This window comes from Micromonospora yasonensis (assembly GCF_026013475.1).
GTDB classification, from domain to species: domain Bacteria; phylum Actinomycetota; class Actinomycetes; order Mycobacteriales; family Micromonosporaceae; genus Micromonospora; species Micromonospora yasonensis.
Genome location: NZ_JAPDPH010000258.1, coordinates 1 through 9,181, shown reverse-complemented (window position 1 = coordinate 9,181; position 9,181 = coordinate 1). Strand labels below are relative to the sequence as shown.

The 9,181-nt window shown below is 75.5% G+C and carries 7 protein-coding genes and 2 pseudogenes; 1 reads left to right on the top strand and 8 read right to left on the bottom strand.

Translation table 11 applies throughout. From position 1 onward, the window contains the following. The 5 genes and pseudogenes from ONA70_RS31810 to ONA70_RS31790 all read right to left on the bottom strand — a co-directional run. Positions 1-351 (bottom strand): annotated as a pseudogene (locus ONA70_RS31810) (phage holin family protein); the annotation flags it as partial. Positions 352-1,042: 691 nt separating this feature from the next. Continuing rightward, on the bottom strand, positions 1,043-1,411 hold the full coding sequence (locus ONA70_RS31805) for a hypothetical protein (protein WP_265010187.1): 369 nt from the start codon (positions 1,409-1,411) through the stop codon (positions 1,043-1,045). Continuing rightward, positions 1,347-2,690, bottom strand: a complete 1,344-nt coding sequence (locus ONA70_RS31800) for an MFS transporter (RefSeq protein WP_265010186.1) — start codon at positions 2,688-2,690, stop codon at positions 1,347-1,349. The genes ONA70_RS31805 and ONA70_RS31800 overlap by 65 nt, the downstream gene beginning before the upstream one ends. Further along, entirely contained in the window at positions 2,665-3,438 is a 774-nt protein-coding gene (locus ONA70_RS31795; RefSeq protein ID WP_265010185.1) for an ArsR/SmtB family transcription factor, read from the bottom strand. The genes ONA70_RS31800 and ONA70_RS31795 overlap by 26 nt, the downstream gene beginning before the upstream one ends. Before the next feature lie 35 nt (positions 3,439-3,473). Beyond that, positions 3,474-4,733, bottom strand: a complete 1,260-nt coding sequence (locus tag ONA70_RS31790; protein WP_265010184.1) for an MFS transporter — start codon at positions 4,731-4,733, stop codon at positions 3,474-3,476. Positions 4,734-5,034: 301 nt separating this feature from the next. Between ONA70_RS31790 and ONA70_RS31785 the strand changes: the two genes are divergently transcribed. Further along, positions 5,035-6,231 carry an MFS transporter gene (locus ONA70_RS31785; RefSeq protein ID WP_265010183.1) on the top strand — a complete coding sequence of 399 codons (1,197 nt, stop codon included), beginning with the start codon at positions 5,035-5,037 and terminating at the stop codon, positions 6,229-6,231. A gap of 54 nt (positions 6,232-6,285) precedes the next feature. On the opposite strand, the gene htpX is transcribed toward ONA70_RS31785, so the two are convergent. From htpX to ONA70_RS31770, 3 genes and pseudogenes are all read right to left on the bottom strand, one after another. Then, a complete protein-coding gene (gene htpX / locus ONA70_RS31780; RefSeq protein ID WP_265010182.1) occupies positions 6,286-7,164 on the bottom strand; it encodes a zinc metalloprotease HtpX in 879 nt (292 codons plus the stop codon). Positions 7,165-7,313: 149 nt separating this feature from the next. Next, positions 7,314-8,780 carry an NADH-quinone oxidoreductase subunit N gene (locus ONA70_RS31775; protein WP_265010181.1) on the bottom strand — a complete coding sequence of 489 codons (1,467 nt, stop codon included), beginning with the start codon at positions 8,778-8,780 and terminating at the stop codon, positions 7,314-7,316. 46 nt (positions 8,781-8,826) lie between these two features. Then, positions 8,827-9,181, bottom strand: a pseudogene (locus tag ONA70_RS31770) (NADH-quinone oxidoreductase subunit M); the annotation flags it as partial.

Genomic DNA, 9,181 nt, shown 5'->3' with positions numbered 1-9,181 from the left:
CGCCACGGCCAGGCCCCGCCCGGTGAAGCGGACCGCCGGCGGCGGCGCCAGCCGGCGGATCTGCCGGCGGGACAGCAGGCCGGCGACGATCGCGGCGGTGCCGGCGATCGCGCCGAGCACGGTGAACGCCCCGGCGGCCCAGGCACCGCCGAAGTTCGGCCCGGCGAGGCCGAAGCAGAAGACCAGCAGCGAGACCAGGATCGACGCGATCCCGGTGACCAGCGACCCGATGGCGAGCCCCGAGGTCACCGGGGGCACGTCCAGGTGGACCACGCCGAACGGGGTGCCGGGGACCGGATCGACCCGCTTCGGCGGGCGCGCGGCCTCGCGGGGCGGCGGCGGCACCGCCAGCCCCGGCCGGGGACCGACCGCCGGCGGCACCGGCCCCCAGCCACCACCGGGCGGCATGCTCCCCGGCGCCGCCCATCCGCCGCCGGGCGCCGGCGCGTTCCCCGGGTACGCCCCGGAGCCCGGCCAGACGCCGGGAGGCGGCGGCTGCTGCCCCGGGTACGCCCCACCGGGGCCGGGCACGGTCGGCGGGAAGTACGGCCCCGGACCGGCGGGACCCGGCTGTCCGAGAGGTGGCGCGGCGGGACCGTACCCGGTCGGCGCGGCGTAGTTTCCGGGACCAGCGGGACCCGGTTGCCCGGGCTGGCCCGGCGGCACTGCGGCTGGCTGCCCCGGGAGGCCGGGCGGCACGGACGGTCCGGCGGGCGGATACGGACCGACCGGCGACCAGGGGCCACCCGGCACGGCCGGCGGGGCGACCGGCGGCGGGGCGTACCCCACGCTGGCGACCTCCGGCGGCACGCTCGGCCCCTCGTCGGGCCCGGCACCCGGCGCGGCCCACGGGCTGGCGGGCTCGGACCCGTCGGCGTCCGACCCGGTGGCGGACCGGGTCGGGTCGCTGCCCGGCGAAGGGGCCGGTTCCGTCACGGGGTCCTCCTGTCGACGTGGCTCGCCCACCGCGTGGCGGACACCGGCCAGGCTACCGTCGCACGCCCCGTCGACGGGGCCGGGCGCGAGCCGCTCCCCCGCCCGATCAGTCGACGTTCGGGGCGTAGTCGTGGCCGAAGGGGGTGTCGGCCAGCCGGACGATCCCGATCACCACCGCCGCCACCACCGCGAACGCCGCCAGCACCAGGCCGGCCAGGGCCAGCCGCTCCCCCCGGCGCAGCCAGTCGCCGCCGGTGAGGAAGCCGGCCGAGGCGTACGCCTCCCGGCGGGCCTGCCGGGCGAGCACGAGGGCGATGGTCGACGGCACCACCCCGCCGACGAAGAACCCGGTGAGCGCCCCGATCAGCCCGAGGGCGAACACCGCGCGGGCCTTGGTGGAGCGGACCGGCTCAGGATCGAGCGGATGGCGCGGCGCCTGCGGGGCGACGGGCGCCTGCCCGGGCACGGTCGTCATGCCCACCATCATGCCCCGATCCGGCCTCGCCGGGGTCCGCCGACGCCCCGACCGGGGGCGCCGGGGCGGCCGCCACCGGCACCGCGTACCGGTTCGCCCGGAGCAGCAGGAGCGCGGCGACCGCCACCACGGCGGCCTCGGTGAGCAGGAGCACCCGGTAGTCGAGCACCCCGATGAGGTACGCCCCGAGCGCGATCGAGGCGGTCTGCGGCACGGTGGTGGTCACCTCGAAGCCGGCGTAAACCCGGCCCTGGAGCCGATCGGGCGTGCTGCGTTGGAGGAGGGTCAGCAGGGCGATCGCCATGACGGTCAGCCCGGTGCCGGAGCTGACCCGGCCGACCAGGACCACGCCGAGCAGCGGGATGGTGGCCAACCCGGCGCCGGCGGCCCAGGCCAGGAACGCCGCAGCGGCGACGCGTATCTCGCCGAACCGGCGCACGGCGGCGGCGCTGCCCAGCCCGCCGAGGAGCGCGCCGAGCCCCTGGGCGGCCTGGAGCACGCCGAGGAACTCCGGGGACCGGTGCAGGCCCCGGTCGACGACGGCGTAGCCGGTGGACTCGGCGAAGCCGAGGACCAGGGCGAGCACCGCGGTCGCGAGCGCGACCCGGCGGAGCAGCGGATGGCCGCCGAGGTGCCGGAACCCGGCGGTCACCTCCCCCGCCCAGTGCCGCAGCACACCGCCCGTGCGCTCCGGGCGCTCGGGAGCGGGGTCCGGTCCGCGCAGGGTCAGCAGCAACACCGCCGCGCCGACGAAGGTGGCCAGGTCCAGTACGGCCACCGCTGCCCCGCCGTACAGCGCGTACAGGCCGGCACCGGCGAGCGGGGCGAGCAACCGCAGGCTCTCCCGGACCGTACGCAGCAGCGCGTTCGCGCTGCCCAGCAGCTCCCCGGGGAACAGGGTGACGAGCAGGGCGGACTGGGCCGGCTCGATGACCAGGTTGAGGCAGCCGTAGAGGAGCATCACCGCGTAGATCAGCGGCACGTGCTCGGGGCCGCGGACCGCGAGCAGCGGCAGCAGGATCGCCGCGCCGGCCAGGTTCGCGACCAGCAGGAGCCGGCGGCGCGGCAGCCGGTCGGCCAGGAGCCCGGCCAGCGGCGCGAGCAGCGCGGGGGCGGTGAAGAAGAGGAAGGTGAGGCCGGCGGCGCCGTCGCTGCCGGTCAACTCCTTGATCCAGATGCCGCAGGCCAGCCACATCGCGCTGTCTCCGACCAGGGAGAGGGTCTGCCCGGCGAGGTAGCGGCGGGCGCGCGGGTCAGCGAGCAGCTGTCGGGTCGACATCCGACCCCTCCGGAGGCTGCACCGGGTAACCGAAGAGGAGCAGCTCGACCGGGAGTGCCCCGGCCGGCCGGGCGGCGGGATCGGTGCGCCGGGCGTGGAACCGCGCGGTGAGGCCGCCGATCAACTCCTCGTACCGGGCGGCGAACTCGGCCAGCTCGTCGGGGGTGAGGTGGAAGAGGTGCTGCTGCCCGACGGCCGCCTCGTACCACTCCCAGGGGTAGCTGGGGGCTTCGTCGACGAAGCGGCGCAGGCGCTGCGCGTACCGGTCGAGCAGCACCCGGTCGAGGGCCTGGGAGGCCCGGGTCCAGTCCGGGTCGTCCGGCCGGGCCGGCGCCGACCAGCCCCGGCGGGTCAGCCGCCAGGGGCGGGCCCGGCCGCGGCCACCGCCAGCCTCCTCGACGAAGCCGTAGCGAGCGAGCTGCCGCAGGTGGAACGAGCAGGTGGTCGCCGTCTCCCCGATCAGCTCGCCGGCCTGGGTGGCGGTCAGCGGGCCACCGCCGAGGGCCTCCATCAGGGCCAGCCGTACGGGATGGCTCAACGCCCGCAGCTCGCGGGCATCAGTGAGGGTCCGTGGTCCGTCCGTCTCCACGCCGTCGAGAGTATTCTCTCGACAGGCTTCTCTCGAGAAGCTTCTCTTCAGATAGTGCACCGCAGAGCGCGCGAAGATCAGTAGCAGGATCACCGTCACGATCGCGCTGACCAGGATCGAGCCGAGGCAGCCGATCCGGTTCGAGAAGAAGACGAACATTCCGGCGAGTACCCGCCGGAACCCGTCTGATCCCCTCAGGCGGCGACCGGTTGCTCGGCGCGTACCGCGCGGGCCTCGGCGCGGGCGATCGGGCCGGCGGGCAGCGCGGCGAGGGCGGCCCCGACGGCGACCGCCACGCCGGCGAAGAGGAAGGCCCAGGTCACGCCGCCGGCGTGGTCGACGATCAGCCCGGCGGTCGAGCCGCCGGCCGCGCTCGCCGCCACCGACATGGTGACCACCCAGGTGTACGCCTCGTTGAGCATGCCGGCCGGGGCGATCCGGCCGACCAGGGTGTTCTCCAGGGTCAGCGCGGGGGCGATGGTGGCCCCGCCGAGCACCAGGGCGACGCCGAGGGCCATCGGTGTGGGCATCGCGGCGTAGACCGCGAAGCTGGCCGCCACCGCACCGAGCAGCCAGGCGAACTGGCGGGTCATGTTGGCCGCCGGCCGGCGTACCCCGAACCAGAAGCCGCCCGCGGCGCTGCCGATGCCCCAGACGGCGAGCAGCACGCCGGCGAGGCTCTCCGGGTCGTCGGCGGTGGCGTTCCCGGCGAAGGCCGGGACGACCACGCCGGCCGCGCCGAACGCGATGCCGAGGCTGGCGACGCAGAGCAGCAGGGCCGGGAAGCCGCCGACGCGCAGCGGGCCGAGGCCGCGGGCGTGGTGCTCGCGCGGGTGTGGCCGCCAGCCCCGCATCACCCGGCCGAGCGCGACGGCGGTGGTCCCGACCAGGGTGACCACGGCCGCTCCGATCAGCGCCGCGGCGGCGTCGGCGAGCAGCACGAACGCCGCGACGAGCAGGGGGCCGAGCACGAAGACGACCTCGAAGAGGGAGGTTTCCGCGGCGAGCGCGGTGTTGCGCAGCTGGGCGCGGCCGGAGGCCGGGGTGGTGAGATCGTTCCAGGCGCCCCGGATGGCCGCGGTGAGCGGCGGGTAGGTGGCCCCCGCGATCCCGGCGGCCAGGTAGATCAGCGCCAGGCTGCCGGCCCCGGACCGGCTGGCCCCGAGAAGCCCGAACAGGGCGAGCGGGTGGGCGACGGCGGTGACCAGCAGCACCGGGGTAGGGCCGACCCGGTCGGCGATCCGCCCGGCGATCGGGCTCAGCGCGGCCCCGGCGAGGGCGTAGATGCCGCCGGCGACGGCCGCGAGGGAGTACCGGTCGGTCACCTCCTCGACCACGAGCAGAAGCGCCAACGGGGTCATGCCGATCCCGAGTCGGCCGATGATGCCGAGGACCAGCAGCATCGGCGCGCCGGGGATCCGCCAGACCCCCAGATACTGGCGCAGTGCGGCCAAGGGTGCACCTCCTGTGCGGACAGGTAACGAGTGGAATCGCTTCCGACCCTAACGCCGCAGCTTGCGGCGGGGATGGTCGGCTCGCTCACACCTCGCGCCGGGGGCGGGGCTGCCCGCAGCGGACCGAACAGGTAGTTTTCGATCGACCCGAGTCCATGCCAGCACGGCTCCGCCCGACGACGTACGGAGGTCCGGTGACCGGCACCGCCATCGCACCCCTACGAGTAGAGATCTACTCGTTCTACTCGCCCGCCCGGCCCGCCGGGGCTGCCTTCCCGAGCCGCCAAGACCGACCGAACTGATGACGGACACTGACGAGAATCTCGCGCCGCCGCCCCGTTACCGGGCCCTGTTCCGCCACCCGGTCGCTTCGCGGCTGGTCACCGCCCGGGGCATCTCCGAGTTGGGGGACTTCATCGGGCTCGCCGCCCTGCTGCTGCTGGCGTACGACCAGACCCACTCGGTGCTCGGCCCGGCCGCCGTGTACGCCGCCCGGACGCTGCCCGCGCTGCTGGTGGCGACCGTGTTCAGCGGCTGGCTCGACGTGCCGGCCCGGCGCACCATGCTGGTCTGGCTCTCGCTGGCCGGCGCGGTGCTGATCGCGATCCCGACCGTGGCACCCCAGCCGGTACCGGCGATCGTCGCGGCCGGCCTGCTCGGCGCGGTACGGGCCGCGTACTCCAGTGTCCACGTGGCGGTCGTGGCCGAGGCGGTGGAGGGCCGGCTGCGACTGCCCCTGTTCGGCCTCTCCGCCTTCGCCAACCAGGCGGGCCAGGTGGCCGGACTGCTCGCCGGGGCGAGCCTGACCCTGGCGCTCGGCGCCCGGGTGGCACTCCTGATCGACCTGGTGTCGTTCCTGCTCGCCGCGGTGGTGCTGGCCGGGTTGCCCGCCGGCCGGGGCGCCCGCCGGGGGCCCCGCCCGCCGGCCACCGCCGGGGTACGCACCATCGCTGACCATCCGGTGCTACGCCGGGTCGCCCTGCTCACCCTCGCCACGGTGATCGCTGGTCCCTTGCCGGAGACCCTGGCGCCGCGGCTCGCCGCCGGGGGATGGCGGCCGGTCGTGCTGGCCGCCTCGGCGCTCGGCGGCGCGGTCTTCGTGCTGCTGGCCGGGCGGCGGGTCTGGCTAGCCCGGGTGAGCGGCCAGGTGGCGGCCGCTGCCGGGCTGGCCGGAGCACTGCTGCTGGCCGGCGCGGTGGTTGCCGTGGACGGGCCGGACTGGGCGGTGGCCGGGGCGAACGCCCTGATCGGCGCCGGGTGCGGCTGGCTGATCGGGGCGCAGGCGACCTTCGCCCGCCTGGCCCCGAAGGAGCGGATGGGTCAGGTCGAGGCGACGATCGTGGCCGCCAACATCATGGTCTCCGGCTGCGGCATCTTCGTGCTCGGCAGCGCCGCCGCGCTGTTCGGGCCGGCCGTCGCCTACCTGGCGGCGGGGGTGGTGCTGCTCGCCGCCGTGCTGCTCGTCCGACCCGACCGGTTGCCCGAGGCCATTTCCTGAAACGAAGAATCCGCCCGCGTCCGGGGCGGACGCGGGCGGATCTCGTCGGTCGGGTCAGCGCTGGAACTGCACCGGGCCGCTGTTGCGGGCCATCTGCTCCAGCCGGGCCACCCGCTGCTCCATCGGCGGGTGGGTGGCGAACATGGCGGCCAGGCCACCGCCCCGCTTGAACGGGTTGTCGATCATCAGGTGGGCGGTGCTGGTGAGCTGGCCCTGCGGCGGCAGCGGGCGCATCTGCGTACCCATGTGGATCTTGCGCAGGGCACTGGCCAGGGCCAGCGGGTCCCGGCTCAGCTCGGCGCCGGACTGGTCGGCCTGGAACTCCCGGCTCCGGCTGATCGCGAGCTGGATCAGCGTGGCCGCGATCGGGCCGAGGATCAGGGTGAGCAGCAGCACCGCCGGGTTCGGCCCGTCCTCGTCGTCGGACGAGCCCAGCGGGATGAAGAAGGCGATGTTCGCCAGCATGGTGATGATGCCGGCGAGGCCGGCCGCCACGCTGGAGATGAGGATGTCCCGGTTGTAGACGTGGGACAGCTCGTGTCCGATCACACCGCGCAGCTCGCGGTAGTCGAGGATCTCGACGATGCCCTGGGTGACGCAGACCGCCGCGTGCTGGGGGTTACGCCCGGTGGCGAACGCGTTGGGCTGCGCGGTGGGGCTGACGTACAGGCGGGGCATCGGCTGACCCGCCTGGGTGGAGAGCTCCCGCACCATCCGGTACAGCTCGGGGAACTGGGCCTCGCTGACCGGTTGCGCCCCCATCGAGCGCAGTGCGAGCTTGTCGGAGTAGAAGTAGGTCACGCCGTTCATCAGCAACGAGACGAAAACGGCGATGACGAGGCCACCGCTCCCGCCGAACCAGTAGCCGACCGCGAGGATCAGCGAGGTCAACAGGCCGAGCAGTGCTGCGGTCTTCAGACGGTTGTGATGCACGATCGCTCCTTCGGTGCGCGGGCCGCACGGGGTCCGCTGACCGGTTCAACACACCGGTACCCGCCAACCATCCAGGGCATGGCTGAAGATTGGCTGAGAATTTCTGTGCGCCCGCTGTGCCACCCGCCCATCAGGGGACGAAACGCCGCTCAGCGGGCCGCCACGTCCAGCACGAGCTGCGGGGCGAAGCCGATCACCACGGCCAGCACCGTGGCGGCCCCGAGGGCCAGGGCCACCAGCCGGGCCGGGCGCGCCGGCACCGGACCGTCCGGTGCCGCGTACAGGGTCGCGGCCAGCCGCAGGTAGTAGGCGAGACCGACGACCGCGTTCACCGCCACCACCAGGGCCAGCCAGCCGGACTGCCCGGCCAGCAGCGCCCGGACCACGGTCACCTTGGCGAAGAGCCCGGCCAGGCCGGGCGGCAGCCCGGCCAGACCGATCAGGGCGAGCGCGAACGCCCCGCCCACCCACGGGTGGCGGCGAGCAGCGCCGCGCAGGTCGTCCAGCGTGCCGCCATCCCCGTCGGCCGGCCGCAGCGCCACCAACGCCGCGAACGCGGCCAGCTCCAGCAGCACGAAGAAGACGGCGTACGCGACGGCGGCGGCGTACGCCGCGGTGCGGGCGTCGGCGGTGCGCCCGCCGGCCAGCGCCAGCGCGCCGAGCGGGGCGAGGATGTAGCCGGCCTGGGCCACCGAGGACCAGGCGAGCAGCCGGACCGTCCGCTGCTGGCGCAGCGCCACCAGGTTGCCGACGGTCATGGTGAGCACCGCCAGCAGCGCCAGCACCGGGCCGGTGACCGTGGGCGGCAGCGCCCGCTGCACCACCGCGAGCAGGGCCACCACCCCGCCCAGCTTCGAGGCCGTCGACAGGTACGCGGCCACCGGCAGCGGCGCGCCGTCGTACGTGGCCGGGGCCCAGGCGTGGAACGGCACCGCGGCGACCTTGAAGGCCAGCCCGGCCACCACCAGCGCCACCGCGACCGTGGTCAGGGGCAGGTCGAGCAGGTCGTCCCGGGCGGCCAGGGTGGCGCCGAGCCGGTCCAGGTGCAGGACGCCGGTCACCGCGTAGAGCAGCGCCGCGCCGAGCAGGGTGAGCGTGGTGGCCACCACGCTGACCACGAAGAAGGTCACCGCCGCCTCGGCGCCGGCGAGGCTGCCCCGGCGCAGCCCGACCAGGACGTACAGCGGCAGGGTGAGCGTCTCCAACGCCACGATCAGGGTGATCAGGTCGCCGGCCGCGCCGAGCACCACCCCACCGGCCAGCGCGCAGGCGAGCAGGAAGCAGTACTCCCCCACCGGTGTCCGGCCGGCCCGCAGGAGCGGACCGGAGATGGCCAGCACCCCGAGGGTGAGCAGGGCGAAGACGACCGCCACCAGCGCGGCTCGGCCGCCGTACACCCAGGAGCAGTCCGCCCCCACGCAGAACGTGCGCCGCTCGTTCCCGGCGCCGACCAGGGCCGCGCCGAGGGCGGTGGCCGCCGTGCCGACCGCCGCGACGGCCACCGTGGCGGCGGCGCGGGCCACCAGCAGGTCGGCCAGGAGCACCAGGACGGCCGTGCCGCCGGCCAGGTACGCCGGCAGCAGCGCCACGTGGTCCACGCTCTGCACCAGGCTCATGCCGGCACCTCGCCACCGCGCTGATGATCCGCTCGCTGACGCTCGCTCATTTGAGGACTCCCACCAGGGCGCCAACCGGTCCGGAGGCGTACGACAGGACCAGCGCCGGGGCCAGGCCGACGGCGAGGGCCAGCAGCACCAGCGGTGCCCAGGCGGTCAGCTCCGCCCGGGCCAGCCCCGGTGCGACACCGGCGACCACCGGGCTGGGTCGGCCGTGCGTGACCCGGCGCAGCAGCCGCAGGAAGTACGCCGCGGTCAGCGCCCCGCCGAGCGCGGCCAGCACGGCAAGTGTGATCCACAGCCCGCCGCCCCGCCGGACGGCGGCCACCACGGCGAACGCCTCGCCCCAGAATCCGGCCAGCCCGGGCAGGCCCAGCGAGGCGACCGCCGCGAAGCCGAGC

Coding starts and splice junctions, on each gene's coding strand:
- ONA70_RS31795 (WP_265010185.1), bottom strand. CDS start 3,438: ATGTTCGTCTTCTTCTCGAACCGGATCGGCTGCCTCGGCTCGATCCTG.
- ONA70_RS31805 (WP_265010187.1), bottom strand. CDS start 1,411: ATGACGACCGTGCCCGGGCAGGCGCCCGTCGCCCCGCAGGCGCCGCGC.
- ONA70_RS31775 (WP_265010181.1), bottom strand. CDS start 8,780: ATGAGCCTGGTGCAGAGCGTGGACCACGTGGCGCTGCTGCCGGCGTAC.
- ONA70_RS31785 (WP_265010183.1), top strand. CDS start 5,035: ATGACGGACACTGACGAGAATCTCGCGCCGCCGCCCCGTTACCGGGCC.
- ONA70_RS31800 (WP_265010186.1), bottom strand. CDS start 2,690: ATGTCGACCCGACAGCTGCTCGCTGACCCGCGCGCCCGCCGCTACCTC.